Origin of the sequence: Alkalibaculum sporogenes, from assembly GCF_009362815.1 — a bacterium.
GTDB lineage: Bacteria > Bacillota > Clostridia > Eubacteriales > Alkalibacteraceae > Alkalibaculum_A > Alkalibaculum_A sporogenes.
The window spans coordinates 80,632-103,604 of sequence record NZ_WHNX01000009.1 but is presented as its reverse complement, the minus strand read 5'-3'; the positions used below and the strand labels follow the sequence as shown (position 1 = coordinate 103,604).

Here is a 22,973-nt window from a genome sequence, read left to right as displayed (position 1 = left end):
AGGAGTAAGTGCCAACGACTGAGACCGCAAAGCGGTCGAAACAATCTACGTAGGATAAAGTAGACAATATAAATAATCATTAAAATATATGATATACTAAAACAAGAGGCTAATAACTAGATACGTGTTTAGACACTTAAAGTAAGGAAGGTGATAATATGAAGATAGTAGCTGTAACATCGTGTCCTTCTGGAGTAGCACATACTTATATGGCCGCAGAAGCAATCGAAAAAGCTGCAAAAGCTGCAGGTATTGGAGTAAAAGTAGAAACTCAAGGTTCTATTGGTATAGAAAATGAATTAACTGCTTCAGATATAAGTGAAGCTGATGTAGTTGTTATAACAAAAGATATGGATATAAAAAATACTGATAGATTCAAAAACTCAAAAGTAGTAAAGATATCTATTGGAGATGCAATAAAAAAAGCACCTACTTTAATGCAAAAAATTAAAGATCATGTAGAAAAGAAAAATTCATAGAACTACAGGCTCTATTCTAAGCGGATAGAGCCTGTAGTTTTTAGCAAACACAATAAGCCAAATAGATGATAATATCAACTAATTACTTTTATAATCTCTTTTCTCACAGCCTCTAAATCTGGCACATAACTTTTTATTAACTTTAATTTTCCAATAAACTTATAATTTCCTAATGTCGCTGGAATTAAAATACTGTCTCCAAGTGAAATGCTTTCTGTTCCACCGTCATAAGCGATATTTCCAGACCCCTCTACACAAGTAAATATAGCGAACCTCTCACAATCGCTTGTCTCTGTGAATCCTAACTTTGTACTATAAACCTCAACTGAAAAATGGTAATTCACCGTATAGTAGGTCTTTGTATAAGTTTCGTAATTTATTGATATACCACGACTTTTTTCACCTTTCAAGTTAAAATCAATACAATCTAAGGCCTGATCAATATGCAATTCACGTCCACGATTATAATCATATACTCGATAAGTAATATCGCTATTTTGTTGAATTTCAGCTAAAACCACTTCCCCGTCTACAGTATGCATAAGACCAGGTTTTATATGAAATACATCGCCTGCCACGAGAGGAATTCTTTGCATCAATTGTTCTGACGTATCCTCTTTTATAGATTTTTCAAATTCTCCTCTTGTACAATCTTTTGTACCTAGTATAATCTCTGAACCTTCTTTAGCGTACATAATATACCATAGTTCTTCCTTTCCATAAGGCTCACCTACACTTTGTGCATAATTGTCATCAGGATGAACTTGCACAGATAATTTATCAGATACAGTAAGTATCTTCATCAACAACGGAAATTCCACATCGACAAGCTGTGTTCCTACTAAGGAAGCTCCCTCCAAGCGAATTAATTCCCTTAGAGACATACCTTCAAATTCTCCATTGGCAATAATACTAATGTCATCTCCTTGACATGAAACATCCCAACTTTCACCAATTACTTGATCCGGAATATTTCCTCTAAATTTTTTCAACAACTCATTTCCCCAGGGTTTTTCCTTATATATATTTACAAATTTCAATGGATACATAAAAAGCCTCCTTAAATTAACAATCACAAAAACAATACTTAATTTTCATCTTAAAATTGCACTAAATACATCCATTAGTGTAAGCACTTATAATCAAACTTACTCTATTATTTTAATTGATTTTCACTATCTTCTAAGTAAAATTATATCAGTAATATCAAAGATTTACCAACATATCTAGTTCAAGATTTAAAACTGAATTTGCTTAAGTATATAATTCTCATGTTATCATTTTATCGTCATAAATGTTTTACTTTATATTTACACTCCTCACATAACTTTGAAATAACATCTATATTATTTCGAATGCAATCATGTTATAATCTTGAAATGATGTATAATGCAAATTTCAAGACAAAAAGGTAGGTAGATTACATGACTAAGAAAAAAAGTAAAAGAGGAAGTACTAAGAAAAAAGTATTAATTAGTATAATGATAATCATTATATTATTAATATCTGGTTTCTTTATAGCATACAACCTATTATTAGGAGGTATTAATACCGTCGATATGACAGACGATAATGATGAACTTAATATCTCGGCAGATTTAGATAAAAACATTGTCAATATAGCATTATTTGGTATTGATACTAGAGATGATAACTACGATGGTTCACGTGCTGATACTATTATGATCGCTTCTATAGACAAAATACATAAAAAAATTAAATTAACTTCAATTATGCGCGATACCTATGTTAGTATACCTGACAATAAATACGATAAGATTAATCATTCTTACGCTTTTGGAGGTCCTGCACTTACAGTTAAAACTATTAATCAAAATTTCGACATGAATATTAAAAATTACGTTACAGTTAACTTTAGCGCTTTAGAAAAAATAGTTGATGCTGTAGGTGGAGTCGAGATAGATGTACAGGCAAATGAAGTAAGTAGTGTCAAGGTTAGCTCTTCTGGATTACAAACCCTGAATGGCAGCCAAGCATTAGACTATAGTCGAATACGTAAGGTGGGCAATGGTGATTATGAAAGAACTGAAAGGCAAAGAACTGTATTAGAAAGTGTAGTCATGAAGGTTCTAAATAGCAAATCTCTTCCTCAAACACTTTCACTAATAGAAACATTATCTCCTTATATAGAAACTAGTTTTAAGAAGACTGAAATGATAACATTAGCTTCTACAGTATTTACATCGGGAATTAAAGAAATGGAAGATACGAGATTACCACTTGATGATTATTCTAAAGGTGGTCTAACTAATGGAGTATACTATCTAAAACCTAATAATTTAATAGATAATGTTATATATTTACATGATTTTATATATGAAAAAGAAGAATACGTCCCAACATCAACTGTACATGATATTAGCAACGAAATTATGAAATAATTTGGCTAGGTTAAATACTAACGTTAAAAAACACCTATAATGTAGTGTACATTATAGGTGTTTTTTAACCTGTTATTCTCCATCACTAGTTAGTACAACCTCATCGCGCAATAATTCTATTTGTTCATCATTATTATCATTATATACCGGCTTGTAAGTTGGCACTATCTTCATCATTACTTCTTTTATATTATTATCTGAAGCTTCTATAGCATCTCTTAATACAGATATTCTCCTTAAAATAAACTTATAATCCATATCCATTGGTTGACCTATAAGAATTTTAGAATGCTTCGTAGATCTTATGTCTTCTTCATCTAATAGTAATTCCTCGTAGAGCTTCTCGCCAGGCCTTAATCCTACAATCTCTATGGGTATATCTTTACCAATTTCAAAACCAGATAGTCTAATCAAATCCTTAGCAAGATTTAATATTTTTACTGGTTCTCCCATATCTAATACAAAAACTTCTCCACCTTTAGCCATCGAACCTGCCTGTATAACTAATTGTGATGCTTCTGGTATAGTCATAAAGTAACGAATAATATCTGGATGAGTTACCAAAACTGGTCCGCCTGCAGCTATCTGCTTTTTAAATAATGGTATGACACTACCATTGCTTCCCAAAACATTTCCAAACCTAACAGCTACAAATTTAGTATCACTGACATTATCAATAGATTGTATTATCATTTCACATAATCGTTTAGTTGCCCCCATAATGTTGGTGGGATTTACTGCCTTATCAGTTGAAATCATTACAAAATTTTCGACACCATATTTATCTGACGCTTGTACTACGTTTAATGTGCCAAATACATTGTTTTTAATTGCTTCTTCAGGGTTGTCTTCCATTAGTGGCACATGCTTATGAGCAGCTGCATGGAATACTACTTGTGGCCTGTTATCAAATATTATTTCTTCAATTCTTCTCTTGTCTCTTACAGATGCAATAGTAACTTTTAAATTCAAATTAGGATATTTTTTCTTAAGTTCGATTTGTAATTCGTATGCGTTATTTTCATATATATCTAACAGTATTAGCTCTTTAGGATTGTACTTAGCAATTTGTCTACATAATTCAGATCCAATAGAACCACCACCACCAGTAACTAGAACTTTCTTACCTTCAATGTAACCACAAATCTCTTCTGTGTTTAAATCTACTGTCTCTCTACCTAACAAATCCTCAATCTCAACTTCTCTTATTTGTTTAGTAAAATATTTATCATCTACTAGTTCAGCTAAGTTTGGAAGTATCCTAATCTTACACTTTGTATTTTGGCATTCACTTATGATTTCCTTAATTCTAGTCTTTGATACAGATGGCATTGCAATTACTATCTCATCTACATTATATTCTTTAACTATTGAACTTATCTCGCTTACCTTACCAAGAATCCTTAAACCATTAAGATACTTGCCATTTTTTCTCCAGTCATCATCTATAAATCCAACTAGCTTAGAATTTAGCACAGGATTATGCTTGTATTCCTTCATGATAGTGACGCCACCATCACCTGCTCCTACGATCAACACATTATTGGTTTTAACCGAAAACAATCTATGGTTTTTTAATCTTCTTACTAGACGATATATTATACGAGTTCCTCCAGTAAATGTAATATCAAAAACAAACATTACTGCAACTAAACTTAATGTCACTTCACTATTTATCATTCTAAATATTATAAATGAAATAATATTTCCCACAATATTTACCACTATAATTTTAGATAATTCCTCAATACTTGCGTATTTCCATAGAGTATTATATATATTAAAGATAAAAAAAAGACCAATTTTAATAACAATTAAAACAAACGCAAAACTAATAAAGTGGGATACTATAGAATAATTAGACGTAATTATAGCAGCAATATATAAAGATATACTCAAGAACATAATATCTAATAAACCTAAGAAACTTATTCTAATTATTTTCTTTTTAGATTCTTCCATGTCTACCTCCAAGTGCGTATTTCCTAATATTTATAAACTTATTATACCATTTTATCTAAAAATATTACAGTCTGTTTTTTTTCTAGAGTTTAATTAGGTTTATCGGCACATTTTGTATCAACATGGACATTGAAGTATATATTTTTAAGAAATGTGTTATAATACTCATATTCGGAGGTGCTAGCAATGTACAATACAATTGTTCGATTACAACAAATTGAATTAATAAATTTTAAAAATGTAAAAAATGGCACCATAGTGTTTCCTAGCTACATGAAACAGGATTGTAATAGAAAAGCAGAAATAATTGGTCTCTATGGACAAAATGGTTCTGGCAAAACTGCACTTATCGATGCAATGTGGATTCTCCAACACGCATTAACAGGAAAAAAACTTCCACTGAATACTAAAGATTATATTTTACAGACTTCATTAAGCTCTGAGCTGAATTTTGTATTTAGTTTAGAGCTACAAGAGGAGAGGTATCTTGTTTTTTATGAGATTGAATTAAGTAAAACAAAAGATAATAAATTGCAATTTACAAAAGAAAACTTATCCTACAAGCGTTTTTCTAATGGAGAATGGAAAAACAAATCTGGTATTATTGACTACAATACAGATTATAATATTACTATATTTAAGCCACTAAAGAATTTTAAACTCTTAACTGCAAGTAATCCAAATAATCACATTAATTTAGGAGTATCCAAGAAGCTTTCTCAGAAAAACATTACATCCTTCATATTTAGTTCTGAAACTGAAGAAGCTATTAAATGCTGCGATTCTTTTAAAGAGTATACAGATATTATATTAAATCTTAAATATTATGCTACTCATAATTTATTTATAATTCAAAACAATTCTGACAATACTCTTAATATGAACTTATTCAATCCGTCAAATTACGAAATAAGTGATTATAAAAGTATTTCTCAAGGTTATTTAAGTATTAGTTTACTTACTCCATCTGTTGTCGATAAACAGGTATTTGACTTGTTAAATAAAATACTTAAACAAATGAATATTGTACTTGAAACTATAATACCAGGACTAAATATAGATATAAAGAATCACGGCAAACAATTAAAAGAAGATGGCTCAGAAGGTGTAAGGATTGAACTAGTATCTATAAGAGAAACAATAATCATACCATTAAAATATGAATCTGATGGAATAAAAAAAATAATCTCAATATTGAGCACTCTAATATTGGTCTTTAATAATCCATCTGTCTGCATGGTTGTTGATGAACTTGATGCAGGTATTTTCGAATATCTTCTTGGCGAGATATTGCAAATTATCAATGAAAATGGTAAAGGTCAACTAATTTTTACCTCTCATAACTTAAGACCATTAGAAATGTTAGATACTAATTCATTGATTTTTACCACAACTAATCCTAATAATAGGTACTCTCGTTTTGCAAATGTTAAGAGCAACAACAACTTGCGTAATCTATACTACAGAAGCATAAATGTTGGCGGTCAAAAAGAGGATATTTATGAAGAGACAAATAATTTTGAAATAAGTCGCGCCTTCAGAGTTGCAGGGAGAATGATTGATGAGCACTAGAAAGATAGTACTATTTCTTGTAGAAGGTATATCTGATCAGACTTCTCTTGCCCTAATAATATCTAAGATAGTTAAGACAGAAATTGTGAGATTTCATACAATTAATGGTGACATTACTTCATATAAATACACTACAGCAGAAAATAGTGTTAATAAGATTAACGCACAGGTCAAAAAGTTTTTGAATAACAATTTTTTAAAAAAAAGTGACATACTAAAAATTGTTCATCTAATAGACACAGATGGAGCATTCATAAGTGATGAATACATGCTTGAAGAGGATATTAAAGGTTTTATCTATACAACTGAGTATATAAAAGCAAAAAATATCGAAACTATCCAATCACGCAATAATAAAAAAAGTAGTATCGTCAATCGATTATCTACTTGTACAGATATATTATGCATCCCTTATGTAATGTATTATTTTTCATGTAATTTAGAACACGTACTACATAACGAAATTAATACTAACAGTAACAATAAAACCGAACTCGCTGAATCATTTTCTGATATATACTACAAAAAAGAAGAAACTTTCATCGAGTTCATTAATAATATTCAATTTGCTGTGCCCGGAGATTACAAAGAAACTTGGGATTTTATTAAGATTAATAATAATTCACTTAAACGGTATTCTAATTTTCACTTATTCTTCAAATCTTCTTAAATTCAGAGTTTTCGTTGATAAAATACTGATAAATGATAAAATATCTAAAATCCTAGGGAAATTAGATTCCCTAGGATTTTATTATTTAAAAATGTATCTAAGTAATAGTAAAATTTACTATTATCTACTTTTCATATTTCTTAATTTTGTTGTTGCCCATTTATATCTTGTTGACCCATTTGATTTAATTGTTGTTGTGCTTGATTAATAAACTGATTCATTTGTCCAAGAACTTGACCAGTTTGAACTTGTTGATTAACTTCACTTAATTTAGACATTGCTTCTTGAATAGATTGCTGTAATTGTTGTTGAGTCTGTTGTTGTTGTTCCTGTGCTTGGTTTCTAATATTACTCATTTGATCTATCAGTTGAGTAGAAGCTTGTTGAACTTGTCCTTGTCCTTGTCCTTGTCCTTGTCCTTGTTGTCCTTGTTGTCCTTGTTGATTTTGTTGAGATTGTTGTCCCTTAGCTTGAGATTTCAACTGGTTTAGAGTATTTTGCATAGAATGTAATTGATCCTTAAGAACACCTACTTCTTCTGCAAGTTCTACATCTACCTTGCTCTCATGTAATTTTTTGAATAATTCATTATTTTTTTCTCCCATTTTGTAAACCTCCTAATTATTATTTTTTAACCACAAACTTATCATTCCCTTATGAACTTTATATATGCTTTTATTTAATACTAATTGATGTTAGATATGGTAGTTATTTTAAATAAATCTCTTCAATAGGATTAACTTTTTCTTTATGATTTTATAATTAATAATTATTAGTTCCTCAAAAAATCAATAAAAAAACAGGGGAATTATTTTTCCCACTGTTAGTATAATAAGTAAATTATTTATTTTTTTTCCATTTTTGTATTATCTAGATGTATATCTATTTGAGGATACGGTATAGCGATGTTTTCTTGGTCAAAACGTTTTTTAACATTTTCCATCATATCAAATTTTACGGTAAAATAATCTGGGGCATTTACCCATACTCTTATAGTAAAAATTAAGGCACTATCTCCATGTTCCGTCAACCTTACAAAAGGTTCATTATCTTTATTAACTAGTGGATGATTATCTAATAAATCCTTTAATAAGGCATTTACTTTGTCCACATCCTCTTCATAAGCCACGCTGAATTGAAGATCTAATCGTCTAGTATCTTTAGTAGAATAATTTACAATACTCTCGTTAGACAGTTTACCATTTGGAATATATATAACTTTATTATCTACTGTCACTAACTCAGTATATAGAATTTGAATTGTCTGCACTGTTCCATCAAATTTATCTGCTTCAATATAATCACCAACTTTAAATGGCCTCAAAGCTAACAATAAGATACCACCTGCAAAATTTGAAAGAGTTCCTTGAAATGCCAGCCCCACAGCGAAACCTGCAGCAGCAAGTACAGCTACAAATGAAGACGTATCAACTCCTAAGACGCTAACAATTGATACGACTAACATAATTTTTAAAAGAATATTTACTAAAGATGCAATATACTGAACCAACCCTTTATCAAGAGTTGATTTTACAAACAAAATTTCAACTTTACTACTAATCCATTTTATAAGAACTAATCCAACAATCCCTAAAATAATAGCAATTGCGATATTTTGAATAATCGGAATAATTAACAAAAAAATACTATTCATTTCTTCCTCCTAACACCATGCTTTGATTACACTATAATAGCATAACTCTATAATATATCCAATATCTCATAGAATAAGTGCTACGACTATTTGCTTTGGCATTAGTTTTTGTCTAGTCAACTATGTCTATTTTTTATAAGCCACATGATTATAATACCTTCAGATTAAGCTTCTTCTTGGCTTTCATTATCCATAACACTATCACCTTCATCGGCAGCTTCTCTTACTCTTGGCTCTGACACAGATACAATTCCATGCTCTGGATCATCTTCAATGACTACTCCACTAGGTAATTTAATATCTCTAATATACAATGTGTCTCCAACTTCCATCTTAGACACGTCAATCTCAATACTCTCAGGAATATCTTGTGGATATGCCTTTACAGATATAACGTCAATCTGTCTTACCAAAATTAATTTATTTGCATCTAGAACTTCAATTCCAATTACTTTAATCCCTACATCTGCCACAACCTCTTCTGTAAGGGATATTTTTTGGAAGTCCACATGTAAAAATTCTCTACCAAGAGGTGCATTTTGAATTTCTTTTATCATAACTGTAATTGGTTCTTCGCTGGGAATCTCTAAACTCAGTACAGCATTTCTACCTAATTTATTTAATATTTTTCTAAACTCTTCCATTTTAATGGACACTGATTCTGTTTCCATGCCTTTACCATACACACTAGCAGGTAAATACCCACCCTTTCTCAATCTAGCGTTTGCATTGCTATTAGTCTTAGTTCTTCTCTCAATTTTAATGGTCTCCATTTATTATTCTCCTCTGTACTAATATATTTTTATACTTTAGTAAATTTATACAAACTTTATATAGTTATACCCAGTTTTAAACATGTTAAAACATATTTTTGTATTCCATATTGAATGTTAAAACTTTTTTACAAATATCTAACACTTACAGTGTTTCTAACTTTAAGTTATCTATTTATATTCTATTATCATTACTAATATATTAAGTAAAAGCCCCTCAATACATTTAATCTTATTTTTGTGTCTTCTAAGGGATAACTAAAAAATTCCTCACCTTAAGATGAGGAACTTAGTTTTATTATTTAGTTTCTTTTACTCTATCCTCTTGGGATAGTTTTGATAATGCTTTGACTTTGTCTATATCAAGACCTAGCTTAGATGCTACTCTACTGCCATATTCTATATGTGACTTGTAAAATAGCGCTGTCTGCCTATATTGGATATTTTCCTTTGCGTTAACTAAATGACCTGCAATATTTGATATCAAATGATTTCTTTGCTCATCGTTCATTACTCTACTATATAGCTGTCCTGCTTGAATAAAATCAACATCCTCTGTTGGTCTTGTATGCCTGTCAATTATTGCTTGAACCTCAATTGCAGGAGGAGCAAATGATGGGTCTGGTTCTACTCCACCCATGGAATTAGGATAATAGTTTGGAGCGTTACCACTATTTCCATCAACATTCATCGCTCCATCTCGTTGATAAGTATTTGCAGTAGCATGTTTTGGAGAGTTCACCTCAATTTGATGATGATTTGCACCAAGTCGGTATCTATGTGCATCTTCATATGCAAACAATCTACCCTGTAAAAGTTTATCAGGAGAGGAACTAATACCAGGAACTAATGAGCTCGGTGCGAAAGCAGATTGCTCAACCTCAGCAAAATAATTATCAGGATTTCTATTTAAAACCATTTTACCTAAAGGAATCAATGGAAAATCAGATTGATACCATACTTTAGTTACGTCAAAGGGATCAAATTTGTATTCCTTGGCTTCCTCTGGCGTCATAATTTGTACATATACACTCCAAGATGGAAATTTTTCCTCTTTAATAGATTCAAATAAATCTCTAGTTGCATGATCAGGATCTTTACTAGCTAGTTCATCTGCCTGCTCTGCTGTCAGTGTTTTATTACCTTGATCAGTTTTAAAATGATATTTCACCCAAACGTATTCATTTTCTTTAGAATACCACATATATGTATGACTAGAATACCCGTTCATATGTCTAAAGTTCTCCGGTGTTCCTCGATCAGAAAAAAGAATGGTGACTTGGTGAATCGACTCAGGAGTAAGAGATAAAAAGTCCCAAAACATATCAGGATCTGGTAAATTTGTTTGTGGGTTTCTTTTTTGAGTATGTATAAAGTCTGGAAACTTAATAGCATCTCTAATAAAAAATATTGGCGTATTGTTGCCTACAAGATCGTAATTTCCTTCCTCAGTATAAAACTTAACAGCAAAACCACGAGGATCTCGAGCTGAGTCAGCAGAGCCCTTCTCTCCACCAACTGTAGAAAATCGTGCAAATAGTTCTGTTCTTTTACCGACCTCAGATAAAAAATCTGCTCTAGTGTATTTACTCAAATCATTTGTAACCTCAAAATACCCTCCTGCCCCAGCACCTTTTGCATGAACCACTCTTTCAGGAATCCTTTCGCGGTTAAAATGAGCGAGTTTTTCTACAAGATGTACGTCACTCATCATTGTGTAACCCTCTTTTTTTCCTGTTGTTACTGAAGCTTGATCATCATGTACAGGAATACCATATCCAGTAGTAAATCGTTTTTTCTTATCCATTAATATACCTCCACTTTCGTATATCATCACATTTCTACATCTATATTTTAACTACCCCTATAAAAGGACATTCAAACTATTTTATATAATTATACTTATGCCTTACTCTTAAAAATTCTTTTATATACCACTTTATTAGCTAGATAGGCTCCAAGTAAGCCTAGTATATAAATAACTATACAAAGTAAAGTTATAGAGATCCATCCACCTATTAATTTATACATTGCATTTCCTGTAAAATAATAAGACACTAAAAATGCCCACAACACCGCAAACATAGGGTATATCCCAGCAGAAGCAGTGATTTTCCATGTATGTCTATAATTATGTAAAATTATCAGAGTAAACAAATCAGTAGTAATTCCAGTCATAAATATAGCAATACCCATAAACACACTAACTGGGCTCATCAAAGCTGCAAAAACTGTACTCATTGCTGAAATAACTCCTATCTTTTGTATCTTTCGTGTAGGGATAAATATCATAAATCCTAAAAACGGTGCAAAAATAATAAATTTATAACCTGGAATAGGAAACATACTTCCCACAATATAAAATACGTATCCAATTACTACAGTTAATGCAGCCATTAAACCAATAACTACAATGTCCTTTACCGTATATTTCATTTTCACCTCTTCTGTATGACTTTTATGACATACTATTTATTCATCGCTTATGTAAAAATACTTCTATTTATATACCCATTATAAACCACAGAGAAACACGCTTCGCGAGTTTCTCTGTGGTTACGCGGACAGTCGCCAAATGTCTGCAAGCAGCTACTTGTCTCATTGTCTTCGCGATAAATAAAACAGAACAACCTTTATTGGGTTAATTGCTAAAATTTTAATAAATAATTACTAAATCAGAATAATCTATACATGATTGAAATATATTTAATACTATAATAACTTATTTTATAAGCTATATTATTTGAAAGGGGTTTAGTTTTACTAGTTAATACTTTAACAAATACTTTAAGGAGGATATTATGAAAAAATTATTAACATTGATGTTAATTACAACCTTGATATCTTTAGTAGGTTGCTCAACTACTACAAAAGAAAATTCCTATACAGCTGATACTTATACAGGTACAGGCATCGGTATGAAAGGTCCAATTTTAATGGATGTTACTTTTTCTGAAGACAGTATTACTAATATAACTGTAAATAGTTCATTAGAGACAGCATATCTAGCTGATCCTGCTTTTGAGAACATTCCTAAAGCAATAATTGAAAACCAGTCCCTTGATATTGATACTATAACTGGAGCTACTATGACTAGCAATGGTATTATAAATGCAGTATCAGATGCTGTTAATCAAGCAGGTGGAGATACAAGTATTTTGTTAGAAAATAAAGTTGAAATTCAAGCTCAAGAACCTATTGAAGGTACATATGACGTGGTCGTTGTTGGCGGCGGAGGTGCTGGACTTGCAGCTGCTATTTCAGCTGCTGAAGAAGGCTCTTCTGTTCTAATAGTCGAGAAAGCAGGTTATCTGGGTGGAAACACTTTAGTAGCAGGAAAAGTATATAACTCTGCTAATCCTGAAGTTCAACAGAAAGCTGAAATAGACGATTCACTTCGTATAGAATTAGAAGGGTATTTAAAAGAGGATCCAAAAAAATATGAAGATTATAGTGAAATAGTAGTGACTGTTCAAAAACAAATTAAAGAATATTTAGATAGTGGTGAATCCTATCTATTTGATAGCCCAGAACTCCACACTATGCAATGGTACATAGGGGGATCTCGTACTGGTCTAGATGGCACTACTATTAAACCAAATTTTGATTTAGTAAGTACAATATCTAATAATGCTCTAGAAACCCTTGACTGGATGAAGAGCCATGACATTACTGTTTCAGATTCAACTTTTACAGTCCTTGGCGCTCTTTGGCCTCGTACCCATGCTACTTTTACTACAGAAAACGGTAGCATAATAGGTACATTTGAACAGCAAGCTTTAGATCTTGGTGTTGAAATAATGACAGAAACTGAAGCTAAAGAACTCATGGAAGAAGACGGTAAAGTAATTGGTGTTAAATCTGTAAAATCAGATGGTACAGAAGTTACATCCTATGCTAATGGTGGAGTTATTTTAGCAACTGGAGGGTACGCAGCAAATGCGAAGATGGTAGCTGAATATGATAATTATTGGGGAGAATATGTTACTGATACGACTAAATCAACTAATGTAGGCACAGCAACTGGCGATGGCATTGTTATGGCTGAACAAATCGGAGCAAATTTAGTAGGTATGGGTTATTCACAGATGATGCCAAGTTCTCATCCTATTACAGGCACAATGACCGATGGTATATGGGGTAGTGCTGAATCACAAGTATTCGTCAATAGTGAGGGTGTTCGATATGTAAATGAGTATGCAGAACGTGATGTTCTTTCTAAAGCTGCTCTTGATCAGGAAAATGGTCTTTTCTACATTATCGGTGATAACGATATTTTAAGCAATTATGAAGAAGATGTTCTAATCAATATGCAAGAAGCAGGGCATATCTTCTATGCTGATACATTAGAAGAACTAGCAGAAAAAATGGGAGTTCCTGTTGATAATTTCGTAAATGAAATGAAGAAATACAACTCTTATGTAGATGATAATCTCGATCCTGATTTTGGAAAATCAAACTTTGGTGACGATAAAATTGATAAAGGACCTTACTGTGCAACTCCACGTATTCCTTCATTACATCATACTATGGGTGGTGTTGAAATCAATACAGATACCCAAGTTATTGATACTGAAGGTAATGTAATTGAAGGTCTTTATGCAGCAGGGGAAGTAACTGGTGGCATCCACGCAGGTAACCGACTAGGTGGTAATGCAACCGCAGATATTATGGTATTTGGTAGGATTGCCGGTACAAAAGCAGCTGCAGCTACTTCACAATAATTATCACATTATCCTTAATTTCGTATTATAGAGTCGTTTATTTCTATTTTTTAGTAAATTAACTTATAACACAATCATTGTCAATATAACTTTAGTAATAAGAGTGGGGCCCTTAAAAAGGCCCCTTTACTCTTATTTCCTCAACATCTTAGGTTCTTTAGGTTGATAAAGACCAAACCAACAAGCAGATGCTGAAGTAGTAGTAGCAACAAGAGTTAATATCATAGTTGCAAAAGCTACTGCTGACATAGTTAATCTTCTCTTCATTGAATTTCACCTCCGATATTATAAATTCTACCTAGTAGTTTATCTAAATTAGATATTATCAGATTTCCTATGTAGGTTAATGTAAAAGCTTGCCAACTTATTCCACATAAAATAGAAAAAACAATAATCAATCCATATAAATAAATACCTCTTGTAGACAAAAACAGTAGTAATACAGTAATTAATAAAAAAATATGTAAAACCCATAAGGATTTCTTCCTCAAACTTTTCCTAACTTCTACATTTGTAATTAATTTATTTGGTGTATCTTTAGGTGCATTTTTAAAAACAGTAAAATAAGCAAATCCAAAACATCCTATAATAAAGTAAAAATTTATTAGTAGACTGAAATTTATTAACTGTTTAATAAGTACAGCCATGCTTACAAATGCAGTAACACCTAATATAGTGCATCGACCTGAAGTACTTGCGTGTACTCCACCAGAATATTTTCTTAAAATAGATGCAGTAAATGAAATAATAAATGCTTCAACAGGTACTTTGAAAAAAATACTAAATAATAAAATGAGCAAAATAGTAAATATTGTTTGAAGCATAGAAAATGCACCATAAGCTAACACTTCTTCGTAATCCTTATCGTAATTCAAAATAGAAGAAATTTTTGCTGCTATACTATTAGATATTTTTTCTATATTGTTCATCCTAATCTACCCCCCTTATATCTACTTTTTATTAACGTTGAAAAGAGCTACTGATATTTTTTTTATTATACAGTATATATTCAACAATAATTTCGAAAATCCTTTATTTGTAATTAACTATTATAAATTACGTTACAAAAATTGATAAATCTACAATGAAAAATATGATTTCTAAAGCATTATCGTGAAGCCTCTTTATTTACTAAAGGTACAAAAATAAGCAGTTAGAATATGTCCAACTGCCTTAAAAGTTATGTTTAATGCTTATTTAGTCGTTTATTATTCTTCTAACTTTTCCTTCAATGTCAAATAATCTCTCATATTAATACTTTTTCCAATTGAAAATTGAATGTTTTGCTGTTCATCACTTGGCAAACCTCTATATGCATCCATAAGCTGATCTATTTTCTCTTTATAATCCCCTTCATTATTAAGAGTACTGTCAATGGCCTGTTGCGCTAATGTTACTACTTCTTTTTGTTGCTCTGTAGATAGAGATTCCCTTGCCTTCGTAAGATCCTCAGATATATTATTTAGAGCCTTCACCGATTTTTCATCAGAGAGAATTTCTCCACTTTCAACATATTGCTTTATTGTTTCTCCAAGACCATTCTCATTGGTAATTCCTGGTTCATCTCCATTTAAGTAATCTATACCTACTACAATATAAGGGTATACCTTCCATCCAATTACACCTAGAACAGACAACACTACTAAAAAACCAATTAGTCTTTTCATACATCACTTTCCCCATTTCTATTTATCTATATAAACTAAATTACCACATAAACCTTAATTTTTTCTTACATTACTTTAAATTTTAACAGAAAATTATATTTATTTGACTATATTCTTTTCATTAATATAAAAAGTCTTTTGATTACATTAAGTAAATAATATGTATGAATAACAACCAATATAATAAATAGAGAAGTACAATGTAATTTATTCACACTGTACTCCTTTTTGTTTGAAAGGTTTTGTATTCATTGTGATTCCTTATTTTAACTATTACATTACTTCATTCTTTCAGAAAGCAGTGACGTTCCGTTTCCAATATTATCAAAGTCATTTTCTCTAATAAGAGTGACAAATGCTTGCTCCGGAATATTCATTACTTCACTTGCTTTAGTAACAAGTTCTTTTACTAGTAAAGCTTTAACTTCCTTTGTCATTTGAGATCCTTCAACTGTTATTACTGGCATAAATAATCCCTCCTTTTCAAAATCATCTGTTTGTATTATATCATAAATTATGGTAGAAATATTTAATTACCTACTTTATCCTCTGCAAATTGCTTCGACCGCTTTGCGGTCTCAGTCGTTGGCACTTGCTCATAGAAATCCTCTCATCTTTTCGTGCAAGCATGAAAAATGCTTTGATTTCTGCGAGCCAATCTGCTGGTTCGAATATTATATCATAAATTATGGTGGAAATATTTAATTACCTACTTTATCCTCAACCTTTAGAACTAACACTATCCATCCGTCAGTAGCGACCTAAATCCTTAGATACAAAGTGGGCTATGCTAGTGGCATTCCAAATGTTTTTAGGTGCAACGCAGTCACCAATCTGATGAAATTCTCTGGCGCAATTTCTTAGGGAATTGGTTTCATCCCATAAAGGAGCTTGCCCCACAGCGTAAACTACCGTATCACCCTCTTAGAAGCATCGCCAACCTACGGCGGGAATCTTCGTGCTTGTTAATGCGGGATAAATTCTAAGAATACCAGCTACTCATCTAGATCATCAAAATCAGCTCATTCATATGCTTGTATACGTTCTAATAGAATAGCATTAATCACTCTTCTACTATTATTTATAATTTTAATACACACCATATTCTTTTACTGTTTTGATTACTGCCTTAATATTTTCTAATATAACATCTTTTCCTCTTAGAGGTGACTTATCTGCCATAAATTGATACTTACCTCCCGGTGCCACTTCATCCAAGAATTTTTTTGTAGTGTTTATAGCATCTTCTACAGTTCCACTACGATAAACTTCCATTGGAAAGAATCCTGTAAAAATATTCTTCATGCCACATTTTTCTCTTGCTAATTTATGATTCGTTTTTTCAAATCGAATCACCGCTTCTTCTGGAAGCTCTGCTACCATATCCATATATGGATCCCAATTATCTTCACAAAACACGTAAATTCCTCGGCCTGTATTCTTCACATGTTTTACAACCTCCATAAAACTAGGCCAGAAAAATTTCTCAACATCTTTAGGTCTCATAAATGTTGCCATATGCAAAGCAAAAAACACTCTGCTTCCAGGTACACTGCGATCTACTCTTTGAATCTCATATTCAGTAAGAGCCTCAACTGCCTCTAATACCTCTTGTGGTCTTCGTCGTATATCATTTAGAACCTTGGTAAATGAACGATTGAAATCCGCTAGAGTATCAAATGGTGCGCAACCAATACCATCAAAGAGATTACATGTAGAACGATTATACTTTTCTACGATAGCTTGCCTCCCAGGAAAAAACACTTCATTATAATTTTGCTGAGCAAATAAACCCTTTAAAAGAACTGTAGCATTCTGTATGGCACTGATATCCTTATTTCCTGTCAAAGTTATATTGTCAAATGATCGATCTACACCTTTTGTAGCATTAAAAAGATAAATATCTTTACTATATTCTTTATATTCATCTGCATTCATAAAACTTTCATTAGCATGTTGAATATATCCATCACTGCCAGTTTTAAATTTATGAGATCCCATAATACGCAGATAAACGGGATTTTGAGACATTGATACAGGAGTAATATCAGAATCTATCTGGGAAGTTGTATAATCAATAGCCTCTAATACTTTTTCTGGATTATACTGTTCACGTACAAGCGAATACCCTTTCAATTCAATTGCGCAAGCAGTATCTACCTGTTGAACAACAGGTACACGTTTAGGCACTCTTCCTTCCCATTGATCTATAAATAGTTGATTTTTTTCTTGAACCTCTAAATTTCCCATTATTTCTTCTCCTCTCTACAACATAATAAGAATATTGAATACTTGGTCTTCAACTTTTCTTAAAGCTGGAAGTAAATATACTTTTTCATCTTCTGTCAAATTATATTCCTTGATAATCTCATCATCAGTTTTATATAGGTCTGTATTGTACTTCATAATATTACACCTCCATATAATTAGTTTTGTTAAAATAAATCTCCTACATTTGTACCAAAAGTTTAAATATTAATGTAATAATTTAAAATGCTATTATGTAGTACGGTATAAGAGTTACGGCATTGTAAATAACATTTAATATTTAAAATTGACATCATTAATTAATATTAATTTATTTATGAATTATTCCAATTATTGATGTATTTAAAAGTCTATATTCTTTTGTATCTTTTACATTGTAAATGTATAGCAAAATTAATAATATTCAACTATAAAATCTAGATATTTGTTTCACCAATAAACCACTACAAAAACAGTTCTAAATAGAAGAAGCGATTCTTGATTCAATCCCCTTCTTGGTGTAATACTGCATTTTGAGATTTTAATTGTACTTGTAGCTTTTTTAAGTCAACTTTTCTGAAATCTTCAAATAATGCAGCCGCAGTTCCAGCCGCTTCCCCAGTAACAGCACATGCGGGAATTACCCTAGTAATATCCCACATTTCATCTGTCACGGAAATATTCCTACCTGCAACCAACAAATTACATACGTTATCGCCCATAAGGCATCTAAATGGAACTTCGTATACTGGACCGCACTTTCTCCAATCACTAATCATTCCTATGCTGTCTTCAAATTGCTTATGGGATTCAGTATCATGTAGAATATAGGTGCCAACAATTTTTCTAGTCATTCGTACTAAAGGAATAGTCGATATAGAAACAGGGACATACTTGGGGTTTTTATCCTTATGTTTCATAATATCATCAAACATCTCCTGATGCGCGTTTATTACCATATCGCTTAGCTCAACGCCGTCCACACCTGTGTAACGTTTACTTCCAATAATCTGTACCGTTTCATTAAATGTCTGTTGTCCTTCTTGATCAGGAACGATATCAGCTAAACCAAACATTTTTAGCTGAACACTATCTTTCTCAAAATAGTAATACCAGCTAGCAACACTGTTTTTAGGTTTATATAATTCTGTTTTTTCATCTGCAAACTTACAGATATCTGAGTCGCCTGTACAATCTATAACAGTTTTAGATTGTATTGCACTTCTTCCCGATTTATTTTCTAGTATTACTGCTTCAATCCGATCATCTAATTTAACTACATCCACAGCTAGGGTTCCATATAATATTCGAACATCTAAGTCAAGTAATAGTTTTTCCATTTCAATAGCATATAGGATAGGGTTAAACTGTGTCATAAAACGTTTGCTCACACGTTGTTCTTTGGTTCCCCGATTCAGCCAAGCAACAGGGTAGTTCTTTTCGGCGCCGTGCTTGATTGACAATCTTAACAGCTCTTCAGCAATACCAAATGATATTTGGTTTCCCATACCATCACATAGAGGTAGATAAATGGTAATAAGCCCTAATGTGGCAAGACCACCAAGTGAATATTCTCTTTCTAGTAAAGTCACACTAGCTCCATTTCTAGCTGCTGCAATAGCAGCAGCTACTCCCGCAATTCCACCACCTGCAACCAGAACGTCACAATTTAAATCAATGTTCGTTTTTATTTGATTTTCTATTACATATGTTGCCATAACAAATCCTCCTACAAAAGAAACTTTCCCAATCTAATTACAATTACTTATATCCTCTACTATCCACTAATTAATCGCGGTAACCATAAGCTGAGCTCTGGTACAAAGGTAACTAGAAGAAGCATTGGCACTCCTGTAAATATGAAGTAGTAATATAAAGGTTTAATAACCTTAGATACTTCTACATCCACTACTCTCGCTGCAATAAATAGATTAAAAGCCATTGGAGGTGTTATGTTACCAATACCTATTGCAACAAACAGCATAACTCCAAGCTGAATCGTATCAATTCCCATTGCCGCCGCAGTAGGCATAAGAAGAGGAGTGATTACAAATATAATTACTGCAGGTCCTACAAAAAATCCTGAAACAATAAATACTGCATCCAATAAGAGCAATAGTATTATTTTATTATTGGAAACAGAAAGAAAAAAGTTAGCTATTGCTGCTGGTGCTCCATTGGTAACCAGAACATATGTAAAAATTGCAGCAAACGGAGTAATAAACAATATCGTACCCATTTGTTTTCCAGTCGATGTAAAACTATCCCAAATACCCTTTGCTTTCATATTCTTAGTTATAATTACACCAAGAATGATCGCATAGACACCTGATACGGCACCTGCTTCTGTAGCAGTAAAAATCCCTCCATATATTCCACCGAAGATTATTAACGGCATAATTAAGGCAGGTATAGTCAACACAAAGGTTTTTCCCAGATCTTTAAAGTAAGTGCCTATCGTTTCACCCGGTATTTTGTCTCCATCTCTAATTGCTATTTCTTTATATTCTTCTGTTGCTACACTGGGATCATAATACTTCTTATATAAAAATCTATTCACTACCATCATCATTATAGCCCAAATTAATCCAGGTACTACCGTAGATAAAAACAAATCGCTAACAGAGCAACTTGCGATAACCGCAAACATGATTGCATTGGTATTTGGAGGAATCATATAACCTAGTGGACCAGACGCCGCTAAAACCCCTGCAATGTACTCTTTTTTATACCCCATTTTCATCATAGGTTCCTTCATGATACCGGCTATTGCAGTAATAGTGGCAATATTGGAACCTGTTAGCATGCCAAAGAACATGGATGCAAAAATAACTGCCGCTCCCATTGCTCCTTTTACATTTTTAAGCAAGGATGATGAAAAACCCACTAATCGATCGGCAATACCACTTCTTGTCATTAAATCTCCCGCCAATACAAATAGTGGTATAGCCAAAAAAGCAAAACTATTCATTGCATAAAAAGCAGTGGAGGCAACTGGACCAAGACTTAATCCATTTAAGATAAGAAATAGTAATGCTCCAAGTCCAAATGAATATGCTACAGGAGCTCCCATAATCATAATTACAAATACCATGATCGAAATCAATAATAATTGCACTGTTATCCCTCCCTTCTTTTACTTAATAATCTTGAATTAATCAAATGCACAATATAAGATAACTCATATATTGCTATGAGAGCAGAACAAAGAGTCATGATGCCGGTAAAAACCCAAATTGGGAAGTTAACACCTGATAAAACAGAACCTCTTTTTAACTGGTATATAAAGTATTTGAAAGAAAGGTTTGTATACATAGCCATAACTATAATTCCAATTATTTGCCATATGGAATCGAATACAGCCATTACTGTTTCATTTTTTACGTAAGTTCTTAGTAGATCAATCTTTATCTGCCCTTCTGAGTAATTTCTACTTACTAAAACAGCACCTACCCAAACTGAACTAGTCATACAATACACAGTAAACTCATCGATACCCCCTGTGTTAATATTAAATACATACCGACATAATATGGTATATAATACAATTGCGAATATTGTGAATATCAAAAATCCATTAAAATGATTCAGTAAAACTCCAGTTGCCTTATTGATTGGTTTTAAAAATCTAATTATGGTTTTCATTCCAATCTCTCCTTACTGAATAATATTACTTCACGTCGATGTCAGCTAGAAAAACGACGTGAAGCCAGAATTCATAAACGGTGATTATAGTTTCTTATTTCATAGCCGCTTTATTCTCTGCAACTGCAGCCATGTACTCATCGTAGGCTTCTGATCCTACATAATCTTTAAACCAATCATCCATTCCTCTTGAAAGTTCAATCCATTCCTGTCTTTGTTCATCAGTTGGCTTGATAATCGTCATTCCCTCTTCTTCTAAATCAGCAAAAACTTGTTCTTGATCTGCAATTTCATATGAGTATTGACGCTCCACCATTTCGTCGGCAGCCCTTTGAAGTGCTTTCTGTACCTCTTCAGGGAAAGATTCCCAAAGTTCAATAGGTAAAGTCAAAGTAGCACCATTTGTCCATTGCCAGTTTAAATCTGTAAAGTATTTGGCTACTTCATATAATTTAAAGCTCATAGTACCTGTTGCATGGAATTCCATGGCATCTACTGTTTTTGTCTGTAATGCTGAGTATATTTCAGACCCTGCAATAATAGAAGCCGTTCCAATTTCTCCCCAGAACTTATTAACAAGAGAATCTTCATATGTTCTAATTTTCATTTTTTTCATATCAGCAGGCACATATACTGGATCCTGTGATATTACACCTCTAAAGACACTTGTGTTTACTGCTAATAGCTTAACTCCATTTTCTTCCATCCAATTTGAAGTCAGTTTAAATAATACACCTGTCTCAGAATTAAATCCTATTTTAACTTCTTCCAAAGACTCGAAGACAAAAGGTACATTCCAAGCTGCAAAACGTTTGTCTGCGCTTGACATTGGTTGACCTATATGGAAATCTAACTCACCCATCATAATTTGCTCATAAAGTTGAACATTATTTCCAAGTACACTTGACCAGTGTGGTGTTATCTTTACTTTTCCCTCTGTATACTCATCTGCAAGTTCCGTGAATTCCAAAATAGCTTTACCAATCGAATTGTAACCTGTTGATGTTGTAGGATTGTTAGCAATACATCCTAAATTAAGTTCCCAGGTTTGTTCAGAACCACTAGTTTCAGTAGAATTATTACCACCACCAGTTCCACAACCTACTAAAAGTGTTAATGTTAATAAACATACAAGACTTATAGCTAAAATGCGTTTCATACTGCTATCCCCTTTATAT

General features: G+C 32.3%; 22 protein-coding genes. 5 read left to right on the top strand and 17 right to left on the bottom strand.

The features are described from left to right. Positions 1 to 158: 158 nt before the first annotated feature. Positions 159 to 479 (top strand): PTS fructose-like transporter subunit IIB, encoded by a 321-nt coding sequence (locus tag GC105_RS07670; RefSeq protein ID WP_152803350.1) that lies wholly within the window; start codon positions 159 to 161, stop codon positions 477 to 479. A gap of 74 nt (positions 480 to 553) precedes the next feature. Here the strand turns inward: GC105_RS07670 and GC105_RS07665 are convergent, their stop codons facing one another. Beyond that, positions 554 to 1,528, bottom strand: a complete 975-nt coding sequence (locus GC105_RS07665; protein ID WP_152803349.1) for a type I phosphomannose isomerase catalytic subunit — start codon at positions 1,526 to 1,528, stop codon at positions 554 to 556. 375 nt (positions 1,529 to 1,903) lie between these two features. Between GC105_RS07665 and GC105_RS07660 the strand changes: the two genes are divergently transcribed. Next, positions 1,904 to 2,881, top strand: a complete 978-nt coding sequence (locus GC105_RS07660) for an LCP family protein (RefSeq protein ID WP_152803347.1) — start codon at positions 1,904 to 1,906, stop codon at positions 2,879 to 2,881. A gap of 72 nt (positions 2,882 to 2,953) precedes the next feature. On the opposite strand, the gene GC105_RS07655 is transcribed toward GC105_RS07660, so the two are convergent. Further along, a complete protein-coding gene (locus GC105_RS07655; RefSeq protein WP_246169764.1) occupies positions 2,954 to 4,843 on the bottom strand; it encodes a polysaccharide biosynthesis protein in 1,890 nt (629 codons plus the stop codon). A gap of 186 nt (positions 4,844 to 5,029) precedes the next feature. Between GC105_RS07655 and GC105_RS07650 the strand changes: the two genes are divergently transcribed. Together GC105_RS07650 and GC105_RS07645 are read left to right on the top strand one after the other, a co-directional pair. Next, complete coding sequence (locus GC105_RS07650) at positions 5,030 to 6,415, top strand: AAA family ATPase (protein ID WP_152803345.1); 1,386 nt, start codon at positions 5,030 to 5,032, stop codon at positions 6,413 to 6,415. After that, entirely contained in the window at positions 6,405 to 7,085 is a 681-nt protein-coding gene (locus GC105_RS07645; protein WP_152803343.1) for a hypothetical protein, read from the top strand. The genes GC105_RS07650 and GC105_RS07645 overlap by 11 nt, the downstream gene beginning before the upstream one ends. Before the next feature lie 140 nt (positions 7,086 to 7,225). Here the strand turns inward: GC105_RS07645 and GC105_RS07640 are convergent, their stop codons facing one another. From GC105_RS07640 to GC105_RS07620, 5 genes are all read right to left on the bottom strand, one after another. Beyond that, entirely contained in the window at positions 7,226 to 7,690 is a 465-nt protein-coding gene (locus tag GC105_RS07640; RefSeq protein WP_152803341.1) for a hypothetical protein, read from the bottom strand. Positions 7,691 to 7,929: 239 nt separating this feature from the next. Beyond that, complete coding sequence (locus tag GC105_RS07635; RefSeq protein ID WP_152803339.1) at positions 7,930 to 8,739, bottom strand: mechanosensitive ion channel family protein; 810 nt, start codon at positions 8,737 to 8,739, stop codon at positions 7,930 to 7,932. A gap of 164 nt (positions 8,740 to 8,903) precedes the next feature. Continuing rightward, positions 8,904 to 9,512, bottom strand: coding sequence for a 50S ribosomal protein L25 (locus tag GC105_RS07630; RefSeq protein ID WP_152803337.1), 609 nt, complete (start codon positions 9,510 to 9,512; stop codon positions 8,904 to 8,906). Positions 9,513 to 9,810: 298 nt separating this feature from the next. Next, on the bottom strand, positions 9,811 to 11,319 hold the full coding sequence (locus GC105_RS07625) for a catalase (RefSeq protein ID WP_152803335.1): 1,509 nt from the start codon (positions 11,317 to 11,319) through the stop codon (positions 9,811 to 9,813). A 95-nt stretch (positions 11,320 to 11,414) separates the two neighbouring features. Further along, positions 11,415 to 11,948, bottom strand: coding sequence for a hypothetical protein (locus GC105_RS07620; protein WP_152803333.1), 534 nt, complete (start codon positions 11,946 to 11,948; stop codon positions 11,415 to 11,417). 365 nt (positions 11,949 to 12,313) lie between these two features. On the opposite strand from GC105_RS07620, the gene GC105_RS07615 reads away from it, so the two are divergent. Continuing rightward, complete coding sequence (locus GC105_RS07615; RefSeq protein WP_152803331.1) at positions 12,314 to 14,236, top strand: flavocytochrome c; 1,923 nt, start codon at positions 12,314 to 12,316, stop codon at positions 14,234 to 14,236. A 132-nt stretch (positions 14,237 to 14,368) separates the two neighbouring features. On the opposite strand, the gene GC105_RS07610 is transcribed toward GC105_RS07615, so the two are convergent. The 10 genes from GC105_RS07610 to GC105_RS07570 form a co-directional block, all read right to left on the bottom strand. Continuing rightward, positions 14,369 to 14,503, bottom strand: a complete 135-nt coding sequence (locus tag GC105_RS07610) for a cyclic lactone autoinducer peptide (RefSeq protein WP_152803329.1) — start codon at positions 14,501 to 14,503, stop codon at positions 14,369 to 14,371. Continuing rightward, a complete protein-coding gene (locus GC105_RS07605) occupies positions 14,500 to 15,165 on the bottom strand; it encodes an accessory gene regulator ArgB-like protein (RefSeq protein WP_152803327.1) in 666 nt (221 codons plus the stop codon). Before GC105_RS07605 ends, GC105_RS07610 begins: the two co-directional genes overlap by 4 nt. Positions 15,166 to 15,444: 279 nt before the next feature. After that, on the bottom strand, positions 15,445 to 15,903 hold the full coding sequence (locus GC105_RS07600) for a hypothetical protein (RefSeq protein WP_152803326.1): 459 nt from the start codon (positions 15,901 to 15,903) through the stop codon (positions 15,445 to 15,447). 278 nt (positions 15,904 to 16,181) lie between these two features. After that, positions 16,182 to 16,370 (bottom strand): 4-oxalocrotonate tautomerase DmpI, encoded by a 189-nt coding sequence (dmpI, locus tag GC105_RS07595; protein WP_152803324.1) that lies wholly within the window; start codon positions 16,368 to 16,370, stop codon positions 16,182 to 16,184. A gap of 622 nt (positions 16,371 to 16,992) precedes the next feature. After that, positions 16,993 to 18,153, bottom strand: a complete 1,161-nt coding sequence (locus tag GC105_RS07590) for a uroporphyrinogen decarboxylase family protein (RefSeq protein WP_152803322.1) — start codon at positions 18,151 to 18,153, stop codon at positions 16,993 to 16,995. A 15-nt stretch (positions 18,154 to 18,168) separates the two neighbouring features. Next, entirely contained in the window at positions 18,169 to 18,309 is a 141-nt protein-coding gene (locus GC105_RS16830) for a hypothetical protein (RefSeq protein WP_193708326.1), read from the bottom strand. Between the two features lie 344 nt (positions 18,310 to 18,653). Next, complete coding sequence (locus GC105_RS07585; RefSeq protein WP_152803320.1) at positions 18,654 to 19,868, bottom strand: FAD-dependent oxidoreductase; 1,215 nt, start codon at positions 19,866 to 19,868, stop codon at positions 18,654 to 18,656. 59 nt (positions 19,869 to 19,927) lie between these two features. Further along, positions 19,928 to 21,268, bottom strand: coding sequence for a TRAP transporter large permease subunit (locus GC105_RS07580; RefSeq protein WP_152803318.1), 1,341 nt, complete (start codon positions 21,266 to 21,268; stop codon positions 19,928 to 19,930). Between the two features lie 2 nt (positions 21,269 to 21,270). Continuing rightward, the gene (locus GC105_RS07575) at positions 21,271 to 21,795 is read right to left on the bottom strand and encodes a TRAP transporter small permease (protein ID WP_152803316.1); all 525 of its coding nucleotides are present in this window, start codon (positions 21,793 to 21,795) and stop codon (positions 21,271 to 21,273) included. 94 nt (positions 21,796 to 21,889) lie between these two features. Continuing rightward, positions 21,890 to 22,954 carry a TRAP transporter substrate-binding protein gene (locus tag GC105_RS07570; RefSeq protein WP_152803314.1) on the bottom strand — a complete coding sequence of 355 codons (1,065 nt, stop codon included), beginning with the start codon at positions 22,952 to 22,954 and terminating at the stop codon, positions 21,890 to 21,892. Positions 22,955 to 22,973: the final 19 nt, after the last annotated feature.

What these genes read in the sequence shown, in the direction of transcription:
- GC105_RS07605 (WP_152803327.1), bottom strand. Translation starts at nt 15,165, where the DNA reads ATGAACAATATAGAAAAAATATCTAATAGTATAGCAGCAAAAATTTCT.
- GC105_RS07575 (WP_152803316.1), bottom strand. Translation starts at nt 21,795, where the DNA reads ATGAAAACCATAATTAGATTTTTAAAACCAATCAATAAGGCAACTGGA.
- GC105_RS07635 (WP_152803339.1), bottom strand. Translation starts at nt 8,739, where the DNA reads ATGAATAGTATTTTTTTGTTAATTATTCCGATTATTCAAAATATCGCA.
- GC105_RS07585 (WP_152803320.1), bottom strand. Translation starts at nt 19,868, where the DNA reads ATGGCAACATATGTAATAGAAAATCAAATAAAAACGAACATTGATTTA.
- GC105_RS16830 (WP_193708326.1), bottom strand. Translation starts at nt 18,309, where the DNA reads ATGAAGTACAATACAGACCTATATAAAACTGATGATGAGATTATCAAG.
- GC105_RS07650 (WP_152803345.1), top strand. Translation starts at nt 5,030, where the DNA reads ATGTACAATACAATTGTTCGATTACAACAAATTGAATTAATAAATTTT.
- GC105_RS07570 (WP_152803314.1), bottom strand. Translation starts at nt 22,954, where the DNA reads ATGAAACGCATTTTAGCTATAAGTCTTGTATGTTTATTAACATTAACA.
- GC105_RS07630 (WP_152803337.1), bottom strand. Translation starts at nt 9,512, where the DNA reads ATGGAGACCATTAAAATTGAGAGAAGAACTAAGACTAATAGCAATGCA.
- GC105_RS07660 (WP_152803347.1), top strand. Translation starts at nt 1,904, where the DNA reads ATGACTAAGAAAAAAAGTAAAAGAGGAAGTACTAAGAAAAAAGTATTA.
- GC105_RS07645 (WP_152803343.1), top strand. Translation starts at nt 6,405, where the DNA reads ATGAGCACTAGAAAGATAGTACTATTTCTTGTAGAAGGTATATCTGAT.
- GC105_RS07665 (WP_152803349.1), bottom strand. Translation starts at nt 1,528, where the DNA reads ATGTATCCATTGAAATTTGTAAATATATATAAGGAAAAACCCTGGGGA.
- GC105_RS07620 (WP_152803333.1), bottom strand. Translation starts at nt 11,948, where the DNA reads ATGAAATATACGGTAAAGGACATTGTAGTTATTGGTTTAATGGCTGCA.
- GC105_RS07615 (WP_152803331.1), top strand. Translation starts at nt 12,314, where the DNA reads ATGAAAAAATTATTAACATTGATGTTAATTACAACCTTGATATCTTTA.
- GC105_RS07625 (WP_152803335.1), bottom strand. Translation starts at nt 11,319, where the DNA reads ATGGATAAGAAAAAACGATTTACTACTGGATATGGTATTCCTGTACAT.
- GC105_RS07655 (WP_246169764.1), bottom strand. Translation starts at nt 4,843, where the DNA reads ATGGAAGAATCTAAAAAGAAAATAATTAGAATAAGTTTCTTAGGTTTA.
- GC105_RS07670 (WP_152803350.1), top strand. Translation starts at nt 159, where the DNA reads ATGAAGATAGTAGCTGTAACATCGTGTCCTTCTGGAGTAGCACATACT.
- GC105_RS07600 (WP_152803326.1), bottom strand. Translation starts at nt 15,903, where the DNA reads ATGAAAAGACTAATTGGTTTTTTAGTAGTGTTGTCTGTTCTAGGTGTA.
- dmpI (WP_152803324.1), bottom strand. Translation starts at nt 16,370, where the DNA reads ATGCCAGTAATAACAGTTGAAGGATCTCAAATGACAAAGGAAGTTAAA.
- GC105_RS07640 (WP_152803341.1), bottom strand. Translation starts at nt 7,690, where the DNA reads ATGGGAGAAAAAAATAATGAATTATTCAAAAAATTACATGAGAGCAAG.
- GC105_RS07590 (WP_152803322.1), bottom strand. Translation starts at nt 18,153, where the DNA reads ATGGGAAATTTAGAGGTTCAAGAAAAAAATCAACTATTTATAGATCAA.
- GC105_RS07610 (WP_152803329.1), bottom strand. Translation starts at nt 14,503, where the DNA reads ATGAAGAGAAGATTAACTATGTCAGCAGTAGCTTTTGCAACTATGATA.